Source organism: Vibrio hippocampi (assembly GCF_921292975.1).
Lineage (GTDB): Bacteria > Pseudomonadota > Gammaproteobacteria > Enterobacterales > Vibrionaceae > Vibrio > Vibrio hippocampi.
In genome coordinates, this window is record NZ_CAKLCM010000002.1 from 2179533 (window position 1) to 2204897 (window position 25365).

The window sequence follows — 25365 nt, forward strand, 5'->3', positions numbered from 1 at the left end:
TTTGAGAGCAAGGTGAATGAGTTTTAGACTAGCAAGATTCTGTCGTAGACACCATCAAGGATTAAGCGGTGACAAGTTGTATAAAGATAACGAATTGAGCGAAAAAATCTCATCACATGAAAAAAAGTTACAAAACACAAAATCGAACGAAAAGTATTTATTTTGAAGTAAAAATTAAATAGAAAGCGAAGAAACATTGCTCTAAAACAAGTTCTATATCGTGAATTTTGATCAATTCAATGGTAGAATCCGCCCCCGAAAAGAAAATTAATTACAGAATTAGACGTTATTTTTCTGCAACCTTACTGTTATAAAGTGGGCTATATCACAGAAAACTAACCTTTTACGTAAGCAAAAGCGTCATTTGACGACTGATTAGCCGTAAGACTTTCAACTCTAGAAGAAAAGACTAGACTCAATGAAAGCTCAATGAAGATGAATTTTGGGCGCTGCTAGGCTTCTAGAGACTATACTAACTTTCAATTTTTAACATTATTCACCGGAGAATATCTTCCATGAAAAAGACCAAAATCGTATGTACGATTGGCCCAAAAACTGAATCTGTAGAGAAGCTAACTGAACTTGTAAACGCTGGCATGAATGTTATGCGTCTTAACTTCTCTCACGGTAACTTTGAAGAGCACGCTGCGCGTATCGACAACTACCGTGAAGTTATGGCTAACACTGGCAAGCAGCTAGCTATCCTTCTAGATACTAAAGGTCCAGAAATTCGTACTATCAAACTAGAAGGCGGCAACGACGTTGATCTAGTGGCTGGTCAAGAGTTCACTTTCACAACTGACGCTTCAGTTGTAGGTAACAAAGATATCGTTGCTGTCACTTACACAGGTTTCGCAAACGACCTGACAGCAGGCAACACTATCCTAGTTGATGATGGTCTAATCGAGATGGAAGTTATCTCAACGACTGAAACTGAAGTTAAGTGTAAAGTTCTTAACAACGGTGCTCTAGGTGAAAACAAAGGTGTTAACCTTCCTGGCGTTTCTGTTCAACTTCCTGCGCTATCTGAAAAAGATAAAGCTGACCTTAAATTTGGTTGTGAGCAAGGCGTTGACTTCGTTGCTGCTTCTTTCATCCGTAAAGAAGAAGACGTTAAAGAAATCCGTACTCTTCTAGATGCGAACGGTGGCGAAAACATCCACATCATCTCTAAGATCGAAAACCAAGAAGGTGTTGATAACTTCGACGCTATTCTAGAAGCTTCTGACGGTATCATGGTTGCTCGTGGTGACCTAGGTGTTGAGATCCCAGCTGAAGAAGTTATCTTCGCTCAGAAAATGATGATTGAGAAGTGTAACCGTGCTCGTAAGATGGTTATCACTGCAACTCAAATGCTAGATTCTATGATCCAAAACCCACGCCCAACTCGTGCTGAAGCTGGCGACGTTGCGAACGCGGTTATGGACGGTACTGATGCAGTTATGCTTTCTGGCGAAACTGCAAAAGGTAAGTACCCTGTTGAAGCAGTCACTATCATGGCTCAAATCTGTGCTCGTACAGATGGCGCTCTAAAAGCTGAGCTAGGTTCTCGTCTAGACAGCCCACGCCTACGCATCACTGAAGCAGTATGTAAAGGCGCTGTAGACACAGCTGAAAAACTAGCGGCTCCACTGATCGTTGTAGCCACTGAAGCGGGTAAATCTGCACGTTCTGTACGTAAGTACTTCCCAACGGCAAACATCATCGCTGTAACAACTAACACTAAGACAGCTGCTCAGCTTGTTCTTACTAAAGGTGTTACTCCAGTTGTTGTTGATTCAATCAACAGCACTGATGCTTTCTACGTAACAGGTAAAGAGATCGCTCTTGAAACTGGTCTAGGTAAGAAAGGCGACATCGTAGTAATGGTTTCTGGTGCTCTAGTGGCATCTGGTACAACAAACACTGCATCTGTACACGTACTATAATTTTCCAAGAATTATAGACTTATCTACAAAAAGAGGGCTTCGGCCCTCTTTTTTTATCAATTCTTTCTAGATTACCTCTTGCTCAACTTTTCCACACGATGTACCATTAAATGAATTTACAATATGGCATACCTTTGGTTTTGCTTATACAAATTCTATTTCGTTGTGAGGTATATTGTGTCAAGTCCAACATTGACAGATAAGGTAGCAAAGCAGATTTGCCAAGACATCTTGTCTGGGGAACTCAAACCTAATCAAAAGCTTGTCGTATCAGATCTTAAAGAGAAATACGATGTTGGTGCCTCACCTATTCGAGAAGCTCTCATTCAACTATCTTGGATTAAGTACGTAAAACTTGAGCCACAGAAAGGATGCTGGGTCGCACCAATCTCCAAGTTGGAACTCTACGATTTATATGAGAGCCTCAAAATCGTTTCTTCTGTGTTACTAGAAAAATCCATTCGTGAAGGCAGTGAAAGTTGGGAGCTTGAAATTCTGACGGAATACCACAAACTGTCTCGCTTTAAATTTCAAGGCGATAACTTCAACTGGCAGGATTGGGAAGAGAGACAAGAAGCCTTCTATACGTCACTGCTCAAAGGCTGTTTCTCAAAGAATATGCTGCAATTTTTTGACGATATCATCCGTCAAATCAAACGCTATCGTAGCATTTCTTTAAGTTATTCACCGATGAACTTCGAACAGATGTTCCAAATTGAGCAGCACGAGAAAATCATGAAACTAACGCTCGATAAAGACTATGAAGGTGCGAAACAGCAACTCGAGAGTTATCTAACAAGCATGATGAAAGAGATTGAACCGACGGTAGACAATATCGAAATGGCGTAAGTGCATCACGCTCTCAACGACTTTCAGTACCAAACAAACGAATAAGAAAAGGGCCATTGTTTATCAATGGCCCTTTTCTTATTCGTTACTTACCAACCGAAAAACTCTCTGTGATGAGTGTTTAAAAGCAGCACCATAAGCAAAAAGTATAACGCGCTAAGTTTGATACCAAGGATCGCAAGTGTACCTACGGTAAGTCTGACAAGGAAAGGATTGAACATGGTAAACCTCTGCACTCAATATGTTAATTTCCATAGAGTTTTTTTAAAAGCAGATGAATTCCATTCACTCGCTCAGTCAATATCAGTCATCTGATAGTGACAGAATTTGTAGGTCGGTCAGTATACTCTTTCGCCAAAGGCGGTCAAGCATTAGCCAAGTCTTAGACTAAAGTCTAAGATCAAATCAATTCGCTGCAAATAAAAAAACACCTCGCTTTGCGAGGTGTTTTTGTCAGCATAAAGCTGGAACTAACTTATTCAGTAACGAATTAAGCTTGGCCTTTCACTTCTTTTAGACCATTGTATGGTGCTTTAGCACCTAGCGCTTCTTCGATACGAATTAGCTGGTTGTACTTAGCAACACGGTCAGAACGGCTCATAGAACCCGTCTTGATTTGACCTGCAGCAGTACCTACCGCTAGATCAGCGATAGTTGCATCTTCAGTTTCGCCTGAACGGTGAGAGATTACTGCTGTGTAACCTGCGTCTTTAGCCATCTTGATAGCAGCTAGAGTCTCAGTTAGAGAACCGATTTGGTTGAACTTGATAAGGATAGAGTTAGCTACGCCTTTCTCGATACCTTCTGCAAGGATCTTAGTGTTAGTAACGAATAGATCGTCACCAACTAGTTGAAGCTTGTCGCCTAGTAGTTCAGTTTGGTGCTTGAAGCCATCCCAATCTGACTCGTCCAAACCGTCTTCGATAGAAACGATTGGGAACTTGCTCGCTAGCTCAGCTAGGTAGTGGTTGAACTCTTCAGAAGTGAAAGTTTTACCTTCGCCCTTCATGTTGTAGATGCCAGCTTCTTTGTCGAAGAACTCAGATGCTGCACAGTCCATAGCAAGAGTTACATCTTTACCTAGTTCGTAACCAGCAGCTGCAACCGCTTCTGCGATAACTTCTAGAGCTTCTGCGTTAGACTTAAGGTTAGGAGCGAAACCACCTTCGTCACCAACTGCAGTGCTGTAGCCTTTAGACTTAAGAACTTTAGCTAGGTTGTGGAATACTTCTGCACCGATACGTAGACCTTCTTTAAGAGTCTTAGCGCCAACAGGTTGGATCATGAACTCTTGGATATCAACGTTGTTATCTGCGTGCTCACCACCGTTGATGATGTTCATCATTGGTAGAGGCATAGAGAATACGCCTGCAGTGCCGTTTAGCTCAGCGATGTGCTCGAACAAAGGCATGCCTTTAGCCGCTGCTGCCGCTTTAGCGTTCGCTAGAGATACCGCTAGGATTGCGTTAGCACCGAACTTTGACTTGTTCTCAGTACCGTCAAGGTCGATCATCACTTGGTCAACGTCAGCTTGAGCTTTCGCATCTTGACCCACTAGAGCTTCTGCGATTGCACCGTTAACAGCTTCAACAGCTTTAAGAACACCTTTACCTAGGAAACGTGCTTTGTCGCCGTCGCGTAGCTCAAGCGCCTCACGAGAACCAGTAGATGCACCAGATGGAGCAGCAGCCATACCTACGAAACCACCTTCTAGGTGTACTTCAGCTTCTACAGTTGGGTTACCACGTGAGTCGATGATTTCACGACCTAGAACTTTAACGATCTTAGACATTAATGTTTCCTCTCATTGAATTTAAATGTCAAATTAAGGGCAGCTGCACAACCTTCGCAACCGCCCGTATCCTTTTATATTACTTCTCTAATTTTCCGCTTTGGAACTCACCCGCCGCTTTAACAAAGCCGCTAAATAGAGGGTGGCCGTCGCGAGGTGTTGAAGTAAATTCAGGGTGGAACTGAGCTGCCACAAAGAATGGGTGAGCTGGGTTCTCAATTACTTCAACCAGTTTCTTGTCTGCTGACAAACCAGAAACTTTTAATCCTGCTTTTTCGATCTTCGGACGAAGTACGTTATTGACTTCGTAACGGTGACGGTGACGCTCATGAATTTGCTCGCTACCGTACATCTCGTAAGCTTTAGTGCCTTTCTCTAAGTGGCAAAGTTGCGAACCTAGACGCATGGTACCACCAAGATCTGAGGTTTCGGTGCGCTCTTCCACTTTACCTTCGCCATCAACCCATTCGGTGATCAAGCCTACCACAGGGTATTTGGTCTCTTTGTTAAATTCTGTTGAATGTGCGCCTTTCATGCCAGCAACGTTGCGAGCATACTCAATAAGTGCCACTTGCATGCCTAGACAGATACCTAGGTAAGGGATCTTATTTTCACGCGCATATTGTGCTGCACGGATCTTACCTTCAACACCACGGTCACCGAAGCCACCAGGAACAAGAATCGCATCAAGACCTACAAGCGCTTCTTCGCCCTTAGACTCCACATCTTGTGAATCTACATACTTAATATTAACGTTTAGGCGATTTTTCAAGCCTGCATGTTTCAATGCTTCGTTAACCGACTTGTAAGCATCTGGTAATTCGATGTATTTACCGACCATACCAATCGTGACTTCACCAGTCGGATTCGCTTCTTCATAGATAACTTGCTCCCACTCAGAAAGATCCGCTTCTGGTGCTTTAATACCAAAACGAGTACAAACAAGATCATCAAGACCTTGTGATTTCACTAGCTGAGGGATCTTATAGATGGAATCAACGTCTTTCATTGAGATAACCGCTTTTTCCTGTACGTTACAGAAAAGTGCGATCTTGCGACGTTCGTTTGCAGGGACCACGCGGTCGCTACGACAAATCAGAATATCTGGCTGGATACCGATAGAAAGCAGTTCTTTTACCGAGTGTTGCGTTGGCTTAGTTTTCACTTCGCCCGCAGCGGCTAGATAAGGAACGAGTGTCAGGTGCATAAACATCGCACGCTCTCGGCCTAGCTCAACGGCTAGTTGACGAATCGCTTCCATAAATGGCAATGACTCGATATCACCCACTGTACCGCCAACTTCAACGATAGCGATATCATGACCTTCTGCGCCATCGATAACACGATCTTTGATTTCGTTAGTGATATGAGGGATAACCTGAATGGTTGCACCTAGGTAGTCACCGCGACGCTCTTTACGTAGAACGTCGGCATAAACACGACCTGCGGTGAAGTTGTTGCGCTTGGACATTTTGGTACGGATGAAACGCTCATAGTGACCTAAGTCAAGGTCTGTCTCTGCGCCATCTTCAGTAACAAAAACTTCTCCGTGCTGAATCGGGCTCATTGTACCCGGATCAACGTTGATGTAAGGGTCAAGCTTCATCATGGTCACTTTAAGACCACGAGCTTCTAAAATTGCGGCCAATGATGCTGCTGCAATACCTTTACCTAGAGAGGATACAACCCCGCCAGTAACAAAAATGTAATTTGTTGTCATGTTTAACCTGAAATTGGTTGAATGAGGGAAAAACGGATTTCTTCTGGACGGGATGAAAATATACCAGAAGCCCTCTACTGTCACAACGTGAAACTTATCACATCGATGATTTTTATTTTTTGCTTCAAATCAATACCGAAACAGTCGCAGACTCAAATTTCACTCACGTTTTGTCCTGCTTTTCCTCTTGCTTCACCTGATCCCAGAAACCATCTAACTGCGCTAAGCTATAGTCCGTCAACGCTCCACCCTGTTGTGCCGCTTTACATTCGACGCCTTTGAAGCGGCGCATAAACTTATTATTTGCCTGACTCAACGCTGTCTCCGGGTCCTGCCCCAAGTGTCTCGCAAGATTCACAGCAGCAAATAGCAAGTCACCCACTTCTTCCTGTACTTTATCGTCAGAGATTGGTGATTGGATTGCTTCGACCCGAACCTCTTCCAACTCTTCCTTGACCTTATCAATCACAGGTTCCAGCGTATCCCAATCAAACCCATATTTGGCACAACGTTTCTGGATTTTATTCGCTTTAGAGAGGGCTGGAAGAGAGTTTGGTATAGAGTCTAGAATACTTTGCTCGGTTTTACCTAATGCGGTTTTTTCTTTCCGTTTTTCCGCTTCCCAATTGGCTTGAATCGACGCTTCGTCATCAAACTCCACGTCAGAGAATACATGTGGATGACGTCGAGTCAGCTTGTTATTTAAGCCCTCAACAACGTCTTCAAAATCAAATAACTGCTGCTCTTTCGCCATCTGACTATAAAAAATGACTTGGAATAATAGATCACCTAACTCCTCTTGCAGGTTGACCCAATCCTGATTGTGTATGGCATCCGCAACCTCAAACGTCTCTTCAATCGTATAAGGCACAATCGTCTCAAAAGTCTGTTTTTTATCCCAAGGGCAACCTTGCTCTGGATCGCGCAGTTGGCTCATGATGTTCAGCAGTTGGTGAACGGCTTGGCTCATTATTCACTCCGATAAATTGATTCAACAAAAAAGGGTTGGCACGCCAACCCTTTATTAATTTTAGTCGCCCACTAGCCGAGGCGCTTAACGCTCATCACATCTTTAATTTGCTCAACACGAGTGATCACGCGAGACAGAATTTCTATATTATTGACCTCGAGATCAAAGTCCATAATCGTTAACTGTCGCTTGTAGTCACTCCGGCTCTTCATGGTCACGACTTTGACTTTCTCATTCGTCAGCAGTGTGGTGACATCTTTAAGTAAGCCACCTCGTTCAAGGGCTTCTACACGAATCGTCAGAATATAAGAACCGACAAAACCACTGCCCCAAACAGTATCAATGATACGTTCAGGCGCATGATGACTGAGTTCATCGAGCTGTTCACAATCCGCTCGGTGAACCGAAATACCGCGCCCTTGGGTAATGTAACCCTTAATCTGATCACCAGGAATAGGCTGACAACAGCGCGCAAGGTGAGTCATCAGGTTATCAACCCCTTCTACGACAACCGCATCTTTGTGAGGACGACTTTGACTGGTATTCTTAGTGCCCGATTCTTGCAGTTTCTCCAACGCTTGCTGGTCTTCTTCTTCAGCCGTCGGCTTATTCACCAGCGCATTAATATGGTTGATAACCTGATTAATACGCAGGTCACCGCTACCCACACCAACATACAGTTCATCTGGCGTATTGACGTTGAAACGCTTGAGGGCATACTGCTCAGCATCTTTGAGTGTTGCCCCTATCTTATGCAGTTCCGATTCGAGGATTTCTTTACCGGCTTCTAGGTTCTTCTCTCGGCTCTGCTTTCTGAACCACGCATTGATCTTGGCGCGGGCACGACCGGAGTGAACAAATCCTAAAGAGGGGTTTAGCCAGTCGCGAGACGGGTTTGGTTCTTTGGCGGTAATAATCTCTACCTGATCACCCATGGTCAGTTTGTGAGTAAAGGGCACGATACGTCCTGCCACTTTGGCTCCAATACAGCGATGTCCGACTTCTGAGTGAATATGGTAAGCAAAATCAAGCGGTGTTGCGCCCATTGGTAAATCAACGACATCACCACGCGGGGTGAAGGCATAAACTCGATCATCAAATACCTGACTACGAAGTTCATCGAGCATTTCGCCCGAGTCTGACATCTCTTCTTGCCAATCAAGCAGTTTACGCAGCCAAGTAATTTTCTCGTCGTAGCCGCTGCGACCAGAGCTCGCACCTTCTTTATATTTCCAGTGCGCGGCCACCCCTAATTCAGAGTCTTCGTGCATCTGTTTGGTGCGGATCTGGATCTCAATGGTTTTACCTTCTGGACCAAGGATCACAGTATGGATCGATTGATAGCCGTTAGGTTTTGGGTTGGCAACGTAGTCGTCAAACTCACTAGGTAAGTGCTTATATTTGGTATGAACTATCCCTAGTGCGGCGTAACAATCCTGAAGTCGCTCAGCAATAATTCGTACTGCGCGCACATCAAATAGTTCATCAAAGGCGAGACCTTTTTTCTGCATTTTGCGCCAGATGCTGTAGATGTGCTTAGGTCGACCACTCACTTCGGCAAGAATGCTTGAAGCTTGCATTTCGGCAGTTAAGTCATCGACAAAATCTTTAATGTACTGTTCACGGACGATTCGACGTTCGGAAAGTTGTTTCGCAATCTGCTTGTAGGTTTGCGGGTGTTGGTAGCGAAAAGCGTAGTCTTCAATTTCCCACTTTAACTGACCGATACCAAGACGGTTCGCGAGCGGTGCGTAGATATTGGCACACTCTTTCGCTGCGGCTCTGCGCACTTCATCCGATTCATCTTTGACTTCTCGCAGATTACTTATGCGCTCAGCCAACTTAATGACCACACAGCGAAAATCATCCACCATCGCCAATAACATGCGACGCACATTATCCACTTGCCCTGAAGCCTCTGAACCATCGAGGGTCACGTTCAACTGCCCGATAGCCGCCATTTCTGCTACACCATCAATCATCTTGATGATAGCTTTACCGTGATCTTCTTCTAGCTGTTCTTGTGGATACGCGCCCTCAGCCACCAGCGGATAAAGTAACGCCGCCACCAACGTTGCTTTGTCCATAGACAGAGTGACTAGGATTTCTATCATCTCCCGACCACGCCAAAGCAGTAAATTGCCTTGTTCATTCCCGTCGAGAACCTGAGCACACCGCTGGTAAACTTCTTTGAGCCTTTTCGCTGTGCCCTTTTCCTGCTTCAGAGATGCTATCCACTTGTCTAAATCGAACTTTTCATCCGGATTTAAATGTGCGCTTCTAACCGCAACCATCGTCTAATCTTCCCAATCCTATTTATTCACCCACCCACCACTTTACGCTTGATATATCTTTACTTATTTTTGCGTATTGCGGCGCGTGAATTGTTGTTATTCCGTTAATTGTTCTTGCGACTACCCAAGCCAACTCAACCTCTAGGGAGTGTTCGCTTTTGGGCATCGGAGCATGGGCTGTTATTTCTCAAACAGCGCCATAGATTCTAAGTGACTGGTGTGTGGAAACATATCTAACATTCCCAGTTTCACCAATTGATAACCTTGTTCAATCAGGCTTTGACTGTCTCTGGCTAGAGTAGCAGGATTACAAGAAACATAAAGCACTCTTGAGGCTCCCAACTGTGAGACTTTGTCAATAATACCGCTTGCCCCTGCACGGGCGGGATCGAGCAGTATTTTATCGAATTGTTCGCGGGTCCAAACGAGATCTTGCCAATCTTGTTCAAGGTTCGCTTGATAAAACTCGACGTTAAACAGTTGGTTGTGAAGCGCATTATGACTTGCCCAATCGACCATGTCTTGCACACCTTCAACACCGACCACTTTTTGACAAACCTGTGCCAATGGCAAGGTGAAATTACCAAGTCCGCAGAATAAATCTAGCACTCTATCTTGCGATTGTGGGCTAAGCCACGCCATCGCCTGCGCCACCATCTTCTTATTAATCTCTTGATTCACTTGAATAAAGTGTGAGGGTAGAAATGGCAACGCCAACCCTAATTCCGAATAATAAGGCTGCTCACCGGTAACATGCTGCAACTGACCTGCCTCAGGCATCAAATACAAGCAGATCTGATTCTTTTCAGAATATGAGGTCAGCGATTGCAGGTCTTTTTCTGACAGTTTTTGCGTATGTCTCAGCACCACAACCGATGTGTTGTCGGCTTGAACTAGCTCTATGTGCCCCAAAGCGGCTGGATTAGAGAATTGAGTGAGTATCTCTCGCAATTCAGGGATGCGCGCATTTAATGAATCAAGTAACACTGGGCAGTGATTAATGTCCACCAACTCGTTACTGCGTTTACGACGGAATCCCATTACCAATTGACGGTTTTTCTTGTTCAATTTGATACTTAAACGAGCACGACGGCGATAGGCTTTGTCTTGGGACTCAATTGAAGGGGACAACGTCAGCGTTTGGTTAGCAAACTTGCTCATCAACTGACTCAGCGCCTGCTGCTTATACTCCCGTTGAGCGTCATTATTCAAGTGTTGCTGGTTACAGCCTCCACACTGTTCGTAATGAGGGCAAAATGGCTCAACGCGCGTCTCCGATGCTTGAAGCACCTTAATCAACTGCGCTTTGGCAAATTTACTTTTACTCTCGGTTAACTGCGCAAGTACCTTCTCACCTTCTATTGCCCCTTCAATAAAAACTGGCTTTTTATTCTGATAAGCGATGCCTGCTCCTTGATGATCCATACGCTCAATCATCATTTCTTGATGCTTACTAGAAAAAGAGGTTTTCTTGGTGGGTTTAAAAAAACGTGCCATATCTATTATCCGGTGCTAAAAAAGGAGTGTTAATTCAAAGCGTAAAAATGTGTCTATGTCTCACTATTCTGTCGAACAGAGATTGTCGAACAGACTCGCTTTGATTAAGCTTACGTCATCCAAGTGATGCAGTGTTGGGTATTGTCCCATATCCACATAATCATTCCAGACAAATAATGACTTCAAACTAAAATGACAAGATACGGCCTCCGCGCTCGAGTAATGACATTAACGCTGGCACCGACCCTAATTATTGGTCTTGTGCTTAGTGCATTCTTTTCCTACAACCGCTACCACGATCTTGAAACACAAGTCGTCAATGCCGGTGCCGGGATCATTGAACCACTTGCCATTGCAAGTGAACAGGGACTCATTAATCATAGTCGGGAATCGGTTCGCCGCTTGATAAGCTACGCGCATCGCAAAAATTCCAAAGTGGTACGCAGCATTGCGGTGTTTGATGCCAACCATGAGCTGTTTGTCACGTCCAACTTTCACCCTAATTTTGATGCGCTGACCTTTCCCAAAGAAAAGCCGATTCCTTTTCTTAGCTCCTCAGAACTCAACGCCAACACGCTGATCCTTCGTACACCGATTATCGCAGAAAGCCAGTTAGTCTCCGGCAGTACGGAGATCACCTCTAGCAGCAAGACCCTTGGTTATGTTGCGGTTGAACTCGATCTTTCATCACTACGCTTGCAGCAATATCAAGAAGTCTTCTTCGCCTTTTTGGTGTTAGTCTTTGGATTGGTGTTGGCGGGCTTCTTCGCCTATCAATTAATGCATGATGTGACACGCCCTATTTCACACATGCAGAACATGGTGGATCGCATTCGTCGCGGTCACTTAGATGTGCGTATTGAAGGCAAGATGCACGGTGAGTTGGACTCACTCAAAAAAGGTATCAATGCGATGGCGGTGTCTCTGTCTGAATACCATGTAGAGATGCAACACAGTATTGACCAAGCCACCTCCGATTTACGTGAAACATTAGAACAGCTTGAAATCCAAAACGTCGAACTCGATATTGCTAAAAAACGCGCTCAAGAAGCGGCGCGCGTGAAGTCAGAATTCTTGGCCAATATGTCACACGAACTGCGTACGCCACTTAATGGAGTGATTGGCTTCACTCGACAAATGCTAAAAACCCAACTGACGAACAGCCAAACCGACTATCTACAGACCATTGAAAAATCGGCCAATAACCTGCTGAATATCATCAATGACATTCTCGATTTCTCCAAACTTGAAGCGGGTAAGTTAGCGCTAGAGAATATTCCATTTGAATTCCAAGACAGCTTGGAAGAAGTCGTCGCTCTGCAAGCCACCAGCGCCCACGAAAAAGGCTTAGAACTGACCCTGAAAGTGGATCCAAAAATCCCAACAGGATTAGTGGGTGACCCGCTGCGTATTCAGCAAGTCCTGACCAACTTGATTGGTAACTCGATTAAATTCACCGAAAGAGGCAACATTGATATCAGCGTTGAGCTGAAATCGACCAAAGAAGACCGCGTTGAGCTGCAATTTATGGTGCGCGATACCGGCATTGGTATTTCTGAGCGCCAACAAGCGCAATTATTCCAAGCCTTTAGCCAAGCAGATGCCAGTATTTCAAGGCGTTATGGCGGCACAGGTCTTGGTCTGGTCATCACGCAAAAACTCGTCGGTCAAATGGGCGGTGAGATCAGTCTTACCAGTCGTCTGCACCAAGGTTCCACTTTCTGGTTTACCCTCAGACTGCTCTCGACGGATATCCCAATGATCACGCCACTTGACCTGAGCATGATAGAGAGTAAACAGTTGTTACTGGTTGAGCCTAACATTCAAGCGGCGGCGGTAATTCAACAAGTATTGGCGCAAGAAAAAATGTCCGTCACCTACCGTTCTGCCATACCAGAGCGATTGGAGCCGTACGACTACATTGTACTTTGTCTGCAACCGAACGAAGATATTGCCCTTAATGTGGTTGAGGAGTGGATAGCGCAATGCCAAGACTACACCTCCAACCTGATCATCGGTACCTCGAGCACTCAATTGGCGCTATCCGATTATTTGATGCAGAACCATGATGTTCAGTGTTTGACGAAACCCCTGTCGCGCAAGCGTCTACTGCAATCACTACTGGAAAAACAGCCGTTACAACTCGCTCCCGTGGTTCATGTCGAAAGTGTTGAAAAACGTCCTATCACTGTGATGGCGGTGGATGACAATCTGGCGAACTTGAAACTGATTACGGCTCTGCTTTCTGAACGCGTTGAGACGGTGGTTTCATGTGATAGTGGCACGGTGGCAGTCGAAAAAGCGCAACAGCAAAAATTTGATATGGTATTTATGGATATACAGATGCCGAAGATGGATGGTGTCACTGCCTGTAAATATATCAAAGAGACCGAATCTAACCAGTCTACTCCAGTGATTGCGGTCACTGCGCATGCGATGTCAGGAGAAAGAGACCGACTGCTATCTGAAGGGATGGATGATTATCTCACCAAACCTATTGACGAGCCTATACTCGAACAGGTTATGAACAAATGGGTACCTGTGACTCAGGCTCTGCCGTTGGAACATGCCTCGGCAACTCACGCAGAGACCGACCCCAAACCTTTAGCGCCAGCAATCAACCTTATCGACAACAATAAGATCATCGACTGGCAAGCTGCGCTGCGCCAATCGGCTCACAAAGAAGATCTGGCAATCGATATGCTTAAGATGTTGCTGGATTACATTCCAGAGGTCTATCAAATCTCGCAGCAAGTTCTGGAGCAAGATTATGATGACCGTGACGATGTCATCCATCATATTCATAAACTACACGGTAGTTGCTCTTACAGTGGCGTTCCTCGATTAAAAGCTATTTGCGCCGCAATCGAGAAAGCCCTGCGCTCAGGTGAGTCGCTAGAAAATATTGAACCCGAGCTGTTTGAGTTACAAGAAGAAATGGATAAGGTGATAGAAGCGGCTCCACTTTATATCAACCATAAGACCTAAACCGCCTCAAAGATCACTGTCGCCACCGCGTAGTGGCGTTCATCAGAAATGGTCAGGTGGATAGCATTGATACCACGTTCAGCGGCAATCTCTGCCGCTCGCTTATTCAATATCAATATTGGCTTACCCAAGTCATCATTCGATATTTGAAAATCTTGAAAAGTCACACCTTGAGCAATACCAGTACCTAAGGCTTTTGATGCCGCTTCTTTGGCGGCGAAACGCTTGGCCAAAAACCGGGCTTGCTGCTTAAGAGACTGAAACTGAGCAAACTCAGTTTCAGTCAATATGCGCTTAGCAAACGCCTCTCCGCTTCGAGACAGCGTTTTTTCCAATCTGCCGATTTCTGCAATATCGGTACCTAAGCCTAAAATCGCCATCAAAAATTAACCGCGTCGTGCGTCTGCCATGATGGCTTTCATATCGGCAACGGCTTTATCAAGACCATCAAACACCGCGCGCCCAATAATAGAGTGGCCGATATTGAGTTCATAGATTTCTGGCAGAGCGGCAATCGGACCCACATTGTGGTAAGTCAAACCGTGACCTGCATTAACAATAAGACCGATGTCGGCAGCATAGCTCGCGGCGGCAGCGATCTTCTTCAGTTCATTCTGCTGCTCTGCTTCGCTCTCCGCATCCGCATAATGACCAGTATGCAACTCGATATAGGGTGCACCCGCCGCTTTAGCCGCGTCAATCTGAGCGTTATCGGCATCAATAAACAGTGACACTTTGATCCCTGCTTGCGTCATTTTCTCAGTGGCTGCTTTAATCTTCTCTAGCTGACCTTTGACATCCAAACCACCCTCTGTGGTCAGTTCTTCACGTTTTTCTGGCACAAGGCAGACAAATTCTGGTTGGGTTTGCAGTGCAATCCCAACCATTTCTTCGGTCACTGCCATCTCAAGGTTCATTCGGGTCTGCAAGGTTTCTCTCAGGATGCGTACGTCACGATCAACAATATGACGACGGTCTTCGCGCAGGTGAATAGTGATACCATCAGCACCCGCACGCTCAGCGATTTCTGCGGCATGAACGGGATCTGGATACTTGGTTCCACGGGCATTACGAAGAGTGGCAATATGGTCAATATTGACCCCGAGTAGGATAGGATTCATCAATTTTACTCCTTGATTAAAGCTGCTTTAGTTTGGGAATAAACAGCTCCCTGCTTTTTAATGGTTTCCCGCCAAGATAAGGCTTAAGTGCTATACGTGTAAAGCGTTTTGCCGCTTGAAGTTGAGATTTACTGGCAAAGCGACGCTCACTAATTGCGATGAGTTCTTCCCCAACAAACGTCAGATTATCGTTGCGAACACTGGCAATAAAGCCTTTCTGCTCTCTGTATCGATACGTCATTTTTGGGTCGATGGGTTCACCGGTACCCGCGCAATGAAGAAAATCCACGCCGTAACCCATGGCTGAAAGCAACGCCAACTCAAAACGTCTCAAGGCAGGCTCTGGGTTACTATTTTGCGCCAGCTCTGTTAAAGCTTGAAGATAGTCATGAAATAAAGAGGGGAATGGAACCTCACTGGCTAACACGCGGGCAATCAACTCATTCACATACAAGGCTGAGTAAAGATTAATGCCGGTTAATGGCAGCCCAAGACTGATGGCTTCTGCTTGGCGCAGCGTCTTCATCGAGCCCTTTCCAGACCATTTGAGTAGCAGTGGGGTAAAAGGTTGCAAGGCACCTTTTAGATTGGAGCGTTTACTTCGTGCCCCTTTGGAAAGAATAGATAGACGACCGTACTCTTCACTGAACACATCCAGAATCAAGCTCGACTCGCTGTAGGGTCTGCGATGTAAAACAAAGCAACGCTGTAATCCATCCATATAATTTTAACCTGACAACCTCAAAAAGGTTCTACGCTCAAAAAGGTTCTACACCTAGAAAGGGGCTAAACCTAAAAAAGGAGCTATGCCTAGAAAAAGAGCCGATGCCTAGATAGAACAGTCCGAGCTAGATGAGCTCGGACTGTTGTGTTTATTTATTCTCGATATCGTCGATATAGCCGAGCGAGCGCAGTGCCCTCTCGTCATCCGCCCAACCGGACTTCACTTTAACCCAAGTCTCTAGATAGACTTTACGGTCAAATAATTCTTCCATATCCAATCTTGCTTCACGACCGATGGTTTTGATTTTCTCACCACCTTTACCAATGACCATTTTCTTCTGACCATTACGCTCAACTAAGATTAGCGCATTGATATGGAAGCCATCGGTTTCCGGGTTATAATCAAAACGTTCGATTTCTACCGTCACTGAGTAAGGTAACTCTTCTCCGGTAAAACGCATTAACTTCTCACGCAAGATCTCTGACGCCATAAAGCGCTGCGAGCGGTCAGTAACATACTCTTCTGGGAAGTGGTGAACCGCCTCTGGCAAATGCTCGCGCACATGCTTGCGAATCACGTCGATGTTTTTACCTTGTTTGGCAGAGATAGGCACGACATCAACAAACTCCATCTTGTTCGACAATTCACGCATATGCAGCATCACGTCATTACGGTCTTTGACGTTATCGACTTTGTTAACACAAAGCACGACCGGAAATTCTGCTTTACGTAGCTTGTTGAGTACCATTTCATCATCGTTCGTCCAATGAGTTCCATCGACAAGAAACAGCACCAAGTTTACATCACTCAATGAGCTGTTCGCCGCACGGTTCATCAAACGGTTGATGGCACGCTTTTCTTCAATATGTAGCCCTGGGGTATCCACATAAATCGCTTGATAATCACCGTCGGTCTCTACGCCCATAATACGGTGACGTGTTGTCTGTGGCTTACGAGACGTGATCGAAATCTTCTGCCCAAGAATATGGTTAAGCAGAGTCGATTTGCCCACATTAGGACGACCCACGATGGCAATAAAACCACAGTGTTGGCTTTCTGCGTGATTTGTCTCTAAGCCGCTTGATTCGCCGTTTGAGGCAAAATAAGCATCAATATCAAATTCGTTATCAGACATTCGTTAATTTCTCTAGAGCCAGTTCTGCAGCGGCTTGCTCTGCCTTGCGGCGACTGGTGCCTCGACCAATAACAGGTTTATCCATGCCTGCTACCTCACAGGAAACTGTAAACTCTTGGTTATGAGCTTCCCCTTTAATATTAGTCACTGTATACGCAGGCAGCGGTTTTCTTCTGCCTTGTAAGAACTCTTGCAGTCGGGTCTTCGGATCTTTTTGAGAAACGCCTGGCTGAATCGACTCTAAGCGCCCTTGGTACCAAGCGAGAATCATTTGACGTACGGTTTCTACATCGCTGTCCAAATAGATAGCGCCAATAATGGCCTCAACCGCATCCGCCAAGATAGAATCACGACGGAAACCGCCACTTTTTAGCTCGCCAGGACCCAGTTGTAAGTATTCGCCTAACTCAAATTCACGACCCAACTCAGCTAAGGTATTACCTCGAACTAACGTCGCGCGCATACGGCTCATATCGCCTTCATTAATTTTTGGAAAGCGGTGATAAAGGTCATCAGCAACAACAAAACTGAGAATAGAATCGCCCAGAAACTCTAGGCGTTCATTGTGCTGGCTGTGCGCACTACGGTGCGTTAACGCAAGAGTTAATAGCTCTTCGTTACGAAACTGGTAACCCAGTTTTTTTTCTAATCGTTCAATATGAGATTTCATACTCTTTCGTTCAATCAATGCCACCGATGCGATTAAATCTCACACCCGTTGGGATCCACGTAGGTAAGACACTGTCATAGCCACGCTCAAATTCAAAACTAATCCAAATACCGACTGCTTTGCCGACTAGATTCGCTTCCGGCACAAAGCCCCAGTAACGGCTATCCGCGCTATTGTCACGGTTGTCACCCATTACAAAATAATTACCTTCTGGCACAACCCACTCTCTCACGCCTGGGCGAGGCTGATATCGGTCAATACGGTCACGGCTAACGGGGTTAACCAAGATCGAATGTGCGACCGCGCCTAATTTCTCATCCATTTGAATTAAAGGTATTCCATCTTGGAAAAACGGGCTATCGACCACATTGGAAAGTTTCACTGGTTTACAGTTCGACTCACCTTTAGGCTGAATACAGATATCCTTGGTTGCACTGTAGCGAATCGTATCTCCGGGCATACCGACAACACGTTTAATGTAATCGACATTGGGTGATGGCGGAAATTTAAACACCGCAACATCACCTCGCTCCGGCTTACCGGTTTCAACTAACTCACTGCGCCACACTGGGTCTTTAATACCATAGCTGAATTTTTCAACTAAGATAAAATCGCCCACCAGCAAAGTTGGCATCATCGAGCCAGACGGTATTTGGAACGGCTCATAGATAAAAGAACGCAACACTAATACAAAACCGATGACGGGGAAAATGGACACACTATTTTCAACAAACCATGAAGGAGCCAACACTTTTTCTGCGGTTGCATCATCAAGATTGTTTGCTTGCGCTTGAATATCCGCCAACTTTTGTTGACGTTTTTTCTTCAATACCAGCTTATCCAAAACCCAAACTACACCTGTCACCAAGGTTACAATAACCAGGATCAATGAGAAGGTATTAGCCATTACATTCCCTTATTTTCGTCTCTATAAAAATAACGAAAGTGAAAGCACCCTAAAGCGCTTTCACTTCTACTATTTGCTTCTGTTGTCACATTAGCTTCTGTTGTCACAAGGATGATTAATCTTTGCCAACATGCAAAATTGCCAAGAAGGCTTCTTGAGGCAGTTCAACGTTACCGATCTGCTTCATACGTTTCTTACCTTCTTTCTGCTTCTTAAGCAGTTTCTTCTTACGGCTCACGTCACCACCATAACATTTTGCGATTACGTTCTTACGCAACTGCTTAACGGTAGAGCGAGCAATAATATGGTTACCAATCGCTGCTTGAATCGCGATATCGAACATTTGGCGAGGGATGAACTCTTTCATCTTCTCAACCAGTTGACGACCACGGGTTTGCGACTGATCTTTGTGAGTAATCAAAGCCAGCGCATCAACACGGTCACCGTTAAGAAGCACATCCACACGAACCATGTCAGACTCTTCAAAACGGATAAAGTTGTAATCCAGAGAAGCATAACCACGAGAGGTTGACTTCAGACGGTCAAAGAAGTCTAGAACCACTTCGGCCATTGGAATGTCATAGGTGATCGCAACTTGGTTGCCGTGGTAAACCATATCAACCTGAAGACCACGTTTTTCCACACACAAGGTGATCACGTTACCGAGGTAATCAGACGGAACTAAGATATTACAACGAGCAATGGGCTCGCGGATCTCTTCAATATCGTTGATAGCAGGCAGCTTAGCTGGGCTATCGACGTAAAGAAGATCGCCGTCAGTCTTAACCACTTCATAAACTACCGTTGGTGCGGTGGTAATAAGGTCAAGGTCGTATTCACGCTCTAAACGCTCTTGGATAATCTCCATGTGGAGCATACCCAAGAAGCCACAACGGAAACCAAAACCAAGCGCTGCAGAGCTTTCTGGTTCATAGAACAGAGACGCATCATTTAGGCTCAGTTTACCCAGTGCATCACGGAAGTTTTCATAGTCATCAGAAGAGACTGGGAATAGACCCGCGTATACCTGAGGTTTGACTTTCTTAAAGCCAGGAAGCGCTTGGTCACTACCATTCTTAGCTAGAGTCAATGTATCACCGACTGGCGCACCTAAGATATCTTTAATACCACAAACAACCCAACCTACTTCACCCGTATTCAGTTCCGTAGTATCAATCTGTTTTGGTGTGAAGATACCTAGACGGTCAACACCCCAAACCTGACCAGTCGACATGACTTTAATCTTGTCATTTTTCTTCAATACGCCATTTTTAATACGAACCAAAGAGACAACACCTAGATAGTTGTCGAACCAAGAGTCGATAATTAGCGCTTGCAGTGGTGCATCAGGATCGCCTTCTGGAGCTGGGATCTTAGCCACGATCTCTTCAAGCACACCGTCTACACCCAGACCGGTTTTCGCCGAGCAGCGAACCGCTTCAACCGCGTCGATGCCCACGATGTCTTCAATTTCTTCCGCAACACGCTCAGGCTCTGCCGCTGGTAGGTCAATCTTGTTTAGAACCGGAACGACTTCAAGATCCATTTCGATCGCTGTATAGCAGTTCGCCAAAGTCTGAGCTTCAACACCCTGACCAGCATCGACGACGAGAAGCGCACCTTCACACGCTGCTAGAGAACGAGAAACCTCATAGGAGAAGTCAACGTGTCCAGGGGTATCGATAAAGTTTAACTGATACGTTTCACCGTCTTGGGCTTTGTAATCCAGAGTGACACTCTGAGCCTTGATGGTAATACCACGCTCACGCTCAAGATCCATAGAATCAAGAACTTGGGCTGCCATTTCACGGTCACTTAAGCCACCACAAACCTGAATCAAGCGGTCTGATAGAGTGGACTTACCGTGGTCGATATGGGCAATAATCGAAAAGTTACGAATGTGCTTCATAGATTTGATGTAGCTAAACTCTTAAACAAAAGGGACACAGAACCAACAAGCCAAAGGCGTGTTGTTCAAATAAGTTGGCAGATTCTACCGAATTTCGACAGGGTTCGCACCTTATTTAGGCTACAGACTGTCCAAGAACCCGAATAAGCACGACTTGTTGTGAGGAAGACTGCTCCAGTTTTGCAATCCACTTGCGTGCGATAAAAAAACCAAACACAGAAAAAATGATAGCACTTAATATCATGGTCAGTTCGTTGTACTCGGTCCAGGGACCCAGCACCAGCTTACTTAAGACCGCACCGATAAAAAGAAACAGTAGGGGCAATAGATAGGCAAGAGCGGCCGATTTAAGTAAGTGATTTTCAGGGAAACCGATTTCGACCACATCGCCCTGCTTAACGGATTTATCCGTTTTGAGCGACCAAAGCAGTTGCTTGTTACCCACAGCCTTGCTGACGATACCCGTACCGCAACTACTCTTTGATTGGCATGAGCTGCAGCTGGTTTTTTGCTCACAACTCAATACCACGTCAAACTCGTGCTCTTTGGACTTCACACTTGTGACGGTTGCCAACGCAGTCATCATGGCCCGCTTACCTCAGGGCTGCTCGATTTAATCAATACCGATTTAGCGATACGCTGAGCCGTGGCTGGGGGAATATCACCCACAACCGAGATCTGTTTGCTGCCAATGACAATGTTATGCACGGTTCGTCTACCTTGTCTGATCAAAGGACCATTCAATGACTGGTTATCACTTTCCGATACATAGACTGAAAAGCTAAACAGACCATCGCTGAACATCTGGCTTTCGACCACATGCTCAGTCGAGAACATAGCGTAACGATTCAACTCTTTGGCATCAAAACCATCCGGAACCCAAGTCACCTCCCAATCACTGCTCTCAATATCACCTTTCGGTAAGGCAAGTACGGCCGGTAATTGCACATCATTAAGAGAGCTAAGCGCTGTAGCGAAATGTTGATTTACGGTATAAGAGATCACGCGATACTGTTCCAAAATCTCACCATCACGATCAAGCAAGTCAGCACGCAATGGGAGTTTCGTCTCTTCATCTATCCACAGTACGTAGGAGTAACGTAGACCATCTTTGGGAACAATACGGAATACTTGCGTCGCGACACCAACTTCACGGGCACGCCCCATGTGGACGTAATCATAATATTGACCAATTTGATTGATGTCAGTCCCAATGAGAGGCATTAAAGGCGCGACCATCTTGCCGGATTCGATGGTGAAAGGATCGACACCCGGCTCAATATAGCTCACTTCATTACCTCTGCGAATCACCTCTCGGATAGGTCCACTGAGATAAACGAGGTGCGCAAGTTGCTGATCCTCTAGATTGGCATGACGATAAACCAGAGGTTCTATGCTGTTCTTTTTGATAAGAATATAAGACAGTTCATAATTCAACTGCTGTGTCGCTTGGCTCATATCCTGTAACAGCGCCTCTGCTGAGAGTTGCTCAGCAGAGGCGGCATTTACATTCAATAAACTGAACAGCAATAATGAACTGGTCAGAAGTTTTTTCATTCAACGACCGATTCTGTTTCTGTATTCAATGGAGCTTGCGCGTCACTGTTAAGGCGCAGTTGCAACTCATAATCTTGGAGCATAGCATGAATTCTGCGACGCTGTTCGCTGCTCACGGCTTCTTGGTGAGTAGTCGATTCAACAGACTGTCGCGTCAAGCTAACTGGCTCCACACTCCCAGAAAATGGGATAGTTTGTAACACTGGTAACGTTTCGGTTTCCACTTGATTTGCATCTGTCATCGAATATTGCTGCACACCAACAATCACCGCAAGAGAAACACAAGCCGCTACCCCAACTTGTCCAAGTTGAGACAGCCACGCTGGAAGTTGACGTTTGGCTTTTTGCGGCGAAGGCTGAGCCTCCATAGGCATAACCACAGGTGCTACCGGGGTGTGAGGCGCTTCATTCTCAAGCGCAGCAGCCACACTGTCAGCGATATTCCAGTCCAAGTTTTTAGGTTCGTCACCACGCATTACATCACCAATAAGATGATAATGCTGCCAACTCTGCTGGCTCTCTTGGTCCTGGGCTAACGCTTCCACGAAAGCATCATCTATCAGGTCTCCATCCATGAATGCTGAAAGATTTTGTTTATCAGCCATTATTTTCACCATAGTTAATCAATAGTATTAGCGTTCGAGAAGAGGCTTAATCTTCTTCTCTACAGCCTCTCTAGCGCGGAAAATGCGGGAGCGAACAGTACCAACGGGACAATCCATCACCTCTGCAATTTCCTCGTAGCTGAGCCCATCAAGCTCACGAAGCGTCATTGCGGTTTTCAAGTCTTCTGGTAAAGCTTCAATCGCAGCGAACACAGTACGTTTCAATTCATTCGACAACGTTAAGTTCTCTGGGTTCGATATTTCTTTCAAAGCATTACCAGATTCAAAAAATTCGGCATCTTCTGCGTCTACATCGCTCGCTGGCGGTCGACGGCTTTGCGCAACGATGTGGTTCTTTGCTGTGTTCACAGCAATACGATATAGCCAAGTATAAAATGCACTCTCACCTCGGAAAGTGGGTATTGCACGATACGCCTTGATAAAGGCTTCTTGGGCAATATCTGCAACATCACCAGAATTGCTCACGTATCTTGATATGAGATTACACACCTTATTTTGGTACTTAAGTACTAACAGATTAAAGGCTTGCTTATCTCCACTTTGAACGCGCTCAATCAGTACCTGATCGGTCGGTTGCTCGTTCATTCGAGCCTACACTCCTATTGGTTATGACTCCTACCTTCTCAGATATGAGTGCTATTTATCTATTATTGTAGTCTTGACACCACCGCTAACAAGCGCATTATTGTGACTGTGCGTTCAATGAAAAGTTCAAACTTTATGGTTTAATTTGTCTTTTTTCCATTCGCTATGTGAATTAACGTCAAGTACAATTTGATCCATTGACAAGGATGTATGAGTTTATCCACTAACTCAATCGTTTTTTGCCTTAATAGAGCAAGAACCCATTCATAGAACTTAAGTGTCCCTCTCCAACTACAGGCACGTAGCCTCCTGCCATGTGCTTACATCTGAATTAGAGTGACGCAACTCTACCCTAGGTCAGGATTTTTAACAGAATATGAAGACAAACCGAGAGCATCTTTGTGATGTATTAGTCATAGGAAGTGGTGCTGCAGGGCTCTCACTAGCATTGCGCGTTGCAGAACGCGCTAAAGTGATCGTCTTGAGTAAAGGGCCTCGAAGTGAAGGGGCAACTTATTACGCTCAAGGGGGCATTGCAGCAGTATTTGACGAATCAGACAGCATTGAGTCACATGTCAATGATACCAACATCGCTGGCGCTGGGCTGTGTGAAGAGGAAACCGTTCAGTTTATTGCCGAGAATGCCAAAGAGTGCGTTCAATGGCTGATTGACGGCGGAGTTCCCTTTGACCAAGTTGAACCAGCAAAAAGCGGGCAACCTCGTTATCACCTTACTCGTGAGGGTGGACATAGCCACCGTCGAATTCTTCATGCGGCGGATGCCACCGGCATGGCGATGCAGACGACACTGCAGGACAATGTGAATAGCCACCCCAACATTCAGATTCTAGAGCGCTACAACGCGTTAGATATCATTACTGGAGACAAGGTAGGCGGTGACAAGAGCAAAGTCGTTGGCGCTTATATTTGGAACCGAAACCAAGAACATGTCGAAACGGTAAGAGCTAAATTTGTGGTACTGGCGACAGGCGGCGCCTCAAAAGTGTATCAATACACCTCCAACCCTGACGTTTCGTCCGGTGACGGTATTGCTATGGCTTGGCGTGCCGGTTGTCGTGTTGCCAATTTAGAGTTCAATCAGTTCCACCCAACATGCCTATACCATCCTGACGCAAGAAACTTCCTCCTTACTGAAGCCTTGCGCGGTGAAGGCGCGTATCTGTTGCGACCTGATGGATCTCGCTTTATGCCTGACTTTGATGAGCGTGGCGAACTTGCGCCTCGTGATGTGGTTGCCAGAGCGATTGACTTTGAGATGAAGCGCTTGGGTGCAGACTGTATGTTCCTAGACATCAGCCATAAGCCGGAAGAATTTATTGTCAAACACTTCCCAACGATACATATGCGTCTGCAGGATCTCGGTATTGATATGACCAAAGATCCGATCCCGGTCGTGCCTGCGGCGCACTACACTTGCGGTGGCGTTATGGTTAACAAGTCCGGTAAAACCGACTTAGAGCAACTGTATGCGATTGGAGAAGTGAGTTACACCGGTCTACACGGCGCAAACCGTATGGCGTCGAACTCACTGCTAGAATGTGTGGTTTATGCTTGGTCTGCCGCAAACGATATTCTCAATGGACTAGACAAGGCTAGCATTGCCCCAAGTCTTCCTGCATGGGATGAAAGCCAAGTCAGTGACTCCGATGAAGAAGTCATTATCCAACATAACTGGCACGAGTTGCGCTTATTCATGTGGGATTACATGGGTATTGTGCGTACCGAAAAGCGCCTTGAGCGAGCATTAAGACGCATCCAATTACTGCAACAAGAAACCCATGAGTACTACAGTAACTTCAAGGTCTCTAACAACCTACTCGAGTTACGTAACCTGCTTCAAGTTGCTGAACTTATGGTGCGCTGTGCTATGCAGAGAAAAGAAAGTCGTGGGTTACATTACACCTTAGATTATCCAGATATGCTTGAACATAGTGGACCGACTATTCTCGATCCGAGTCAAGCGTTCAACGACAAGGTTTAGTCGCCAAGTCACTTCTCGTTAAGTCACTTCTCGCCAAGGCAGTCTCTACGACTGCCTTTTTATTGCCACTACTAAGCGTCGGTAGACTTCA

20 protein-coding genes are annotated in these 25365 nt (G+C 45.5%); 4 read left to right on the top strand and 16 right to left on the bottom strand.

Annotated features, from left to right (window positions below):
- Positions 1–515: 515 nt before the first annotated feature.
- Positions 516–1928, top strand: a complete 1413-nt coding sequence (gene pykF / locus L9Q39_RS12125) for a pyruvate kinase PykF (RefSeq protein ID WP_237485296.1) — start codon at positions 516–518, stop codon at positions 1926–1928.
- Between the two features lie 165 nt (positions 1929–2093).
- A complete protein-coding gene (locus L9Q39_RS12130; protein WP_237485574.1) occupies positions 2094–2777 on the top strand; it encodes a GntR family transcriptional regulator in 684 nt (227 codons plus the stop codon).
- A gap of 490 nt (positions 2778–3267) precedes the next feature.
- Here L9Q39_RS12130 and eno read toward each other — a convergent pair whose 3' ends face one another.
- From eno to rlmD, 5 genes are all read right to left on the bottom strand, one after another.
- Positions 3268–4569 carry a phosphopyruvate hydratase gene (gene eno / locus L9Q39_RS12135; RefSeq protein ID WP_237485297.1) on the bottom strand — a complete coding sequence of 434 codons (1302 nt, stop codon included), beginning with the start codon at positions 4567–4569 and terminating at the stop codon, positions 3268–3270.
- Positions 4570–4648: 79 nt separating this feature from the next.
- Positions 4649–6289: a CTP synthase gene (pyrG, locus tag L9Q39_RS12140; protein ID WP_237485298.1), complete on the bottom strand. Its 1641-nt coding sequence runs from the start codon at positions 6287–6289 to the stop codon at positions 4649–4651.
- A 163-nt stretch (positions 6290–6452) separates the two neighbouring features.
- Positions 6453–7259, bottom strand: a complete 807-nt coding sequence (gene mazG / locus L9Q39_RS12145) for a nucleoside triphosphate pyrophosphohydrolase (RefSeq protein ID WP_237485299.1) — start codon at positions 7257–7259, stop codon at positions 6453–6455.
- A gap of 71 nt (positions 7260–7330) precedes the next feature.
- Entirely contained in the window at positions 7331–9553 is a 2223-nt protein-coding gene (relA, locus tag L9Q39_RS12150; protein ID WP_237485300.1) for a GTP diphosphokinase, read from the bottom strand.
- Positions 9554–9733: 180 nt separating this feature from the next.
- The gene (gene rlmD, locus L9Q39_RS12155) at positions 9734–11050 is read right to left on the bottom strand and encodes a 23S rRNA (uracil(1939)-C(5))-methyltransferase RlmD (protein ID WP_237485301.1); all 1317 of its coding nucleotides are present in this window, start codon (positions 11048–11050) and stop codon (positions 9734–9736) included.
- A gap of 192 nt (positions 11051–11242) precedes the next feature.
- Between rlmD and barA the strand changes: the two genes are divergently transcribed.
- Positions 11243–14038, top strand: a complete 2796-nt coding sequence (barA, locus tag L9Q39_RS12160; RefSeq protein WP_237485302.1) for a two-component sensor histidine kinase BarA — start codon at positions 11243–11245, stop codon at positions 14036–14038.
- On the opposite strand, the gene acpS is transcribed toward barA, so the two are convergent.
- The 11 genes from acpS to rpoE form a co-directional block, all read right to left on the bottom strand.
- Positions 14035–14418, bottom strand: coding sequence for a holo-ACP synthase (acpS, locus tag L9Q39_RS12165; RefSeq protein ID WP_237485303.1), 384 nt, complete (start codon positions 14416–14418; stop codon positions 14035–14037). The two genes, barA and acpS, sit on opposite strands and share 4 nt — an antisense overlap.
- A 6-nt stretch (positions 14419–14424) precedes the next feature.
- Positions 14425–15159: a pyridoxine 5'-phosphate synthase gene (pdxJ, locus tag L9Q39_RS12170; protein WP_237485304.1), complete on the bottom strand. Its 735-nt coding sequence runs from the start codon at positions 15157–15159 to the stop codon at positions 14425–14427.
- A gap of 16 nt (positions 15160–15175) precedes the next feature.
- A complete protein-coding gene (gene recO / locus L9Q39_RS12175; RefSeq protein WP_237485305.1) occupies positions 15176–15880 on the bottom strand; it encodes a DNA repair protein RecO in 705 nt (234 codons plus the stop codon).
- A 151-nt stretch (positions 15881–16031) separates the two neighbouring features.
- Positions 16032–17018 carry a GTPase Era gene (era, locus tag L9Q39_RS12180; protein WP_237485306.1) on the bottom strand — a complete coding sequence of 329 codons (987 nt, stop codon included), beginning with the start codon at positions 17016–17018 and terminating at the stop codon, positions 16032–16034.
- The gene (gene rnc / locus L9Q39_RS12185) at positions 17011–17688 is read right to left on the bottom strand and encodes a ribonuclease III (RefSeq protein ID WP_237485307.1); all 678 of its coding nucleotides are present in this window, start codon (positions 17686–17688) and stop codon (positions 17011–17013) included. The genes era and rnc overlap by 8 nt, the downstream gene beginning before the upstream one ends.
- A gap of 10 nt (positions 17689–17698) precedes the next feature.
- Positions 17699–18595 carry a signal peptidase I gene (lepB, locus tag L9Q39_RS12190; RefSeq protein ID WP_237485308.1) on the bottom strand — a complete coding sequence of 299 codons (897 nt, stop codon included), beginning with the start codon at positions 18593–18595 and terminating at the stop codon, positions 17699–17701.
- Positions 18596–18710: 115 nt separating this feature from the next.
- The gene (gene lepA, locus L9Q39_RS12195) at positions 18711–20504 is read right to left on the bottom strand and encodes a translation elongation factor 4 (RefSeq protein WP_237485309.1); all 1794 of its coding nucleotides are present in this window, start codon (positions 20502–20504) and stop codon (positions 18711–18713) included.
- Positions 20505–20619: 115 nt separating this feature from the next.
- Positions 20620–21090 carry a SoxR reducing system RseC family protein gene (locus tag L9Q39_RS12200; protein WP_237485310.1) on the bottom strand — a complete coding sequence of 157 codons (471 nt, stop codon included), beginning with the start codon at positions 21088–21090 and terminating at the stop codon, positions 20620–20622.
- A complete protein-coding gene (rseB, locus tag L9Q39_RS12205) occupies positions 21087–22061 on the bottom strand; it encodes a sigma-E factor regulatory protein RseB (protein WP_237485311.1) in 975 nt (324 codons plus the stop codon). Before rseB ends, L9Q39_RS12200 begins: the two co-directional genes overlap by 4 nt.
- Positions 22058–22666 carry an RseA family anti-sigma factor gene (locus L9Q39_RS12210; RefSeq protein ID WP_237485312.1) on the bottom strand — a complete coding sequence of 203 codons (609 nt, stop codon included), beginning with the start codon at positions 22664–22666 and terminating at the stop codon, positions 22058–22060. Before L9Q39_RS12210 ends, rseB begins: the two co-directional genes overlap by 4 nt.
- Before the next feature lie 27 nt (positions 22667–22693).
- Positions 22694–23272, bottom strand: a complete 579-nt coding sequence (rpoE, locus tag L9Q39_RS12215) for an RNA polymerase sigma factor RpoE (RefSeq protein ID WP_237485313.1) — start codon at positions 23270–23272, stop codon at positions 22694–22696.
- Positions 23273–23648: 376 nt separating this feature from the next.
- Here rpoE and nadB point away from each other — a divergent pair, with 376 nt between their 5' ends.
- On the top strand, positions 23649–25274 hold the full coding sequence (gene nadB, locus L9Q39_RS12220) for an L-aspartate oxidase (protein ID WP_237485314.1): 1626 nt from the start codon (positions 23649–23651) through the stop codon (positions 25272–25274).
- Positions 25275–25365 lie beyond the last annotated feature (91 nt).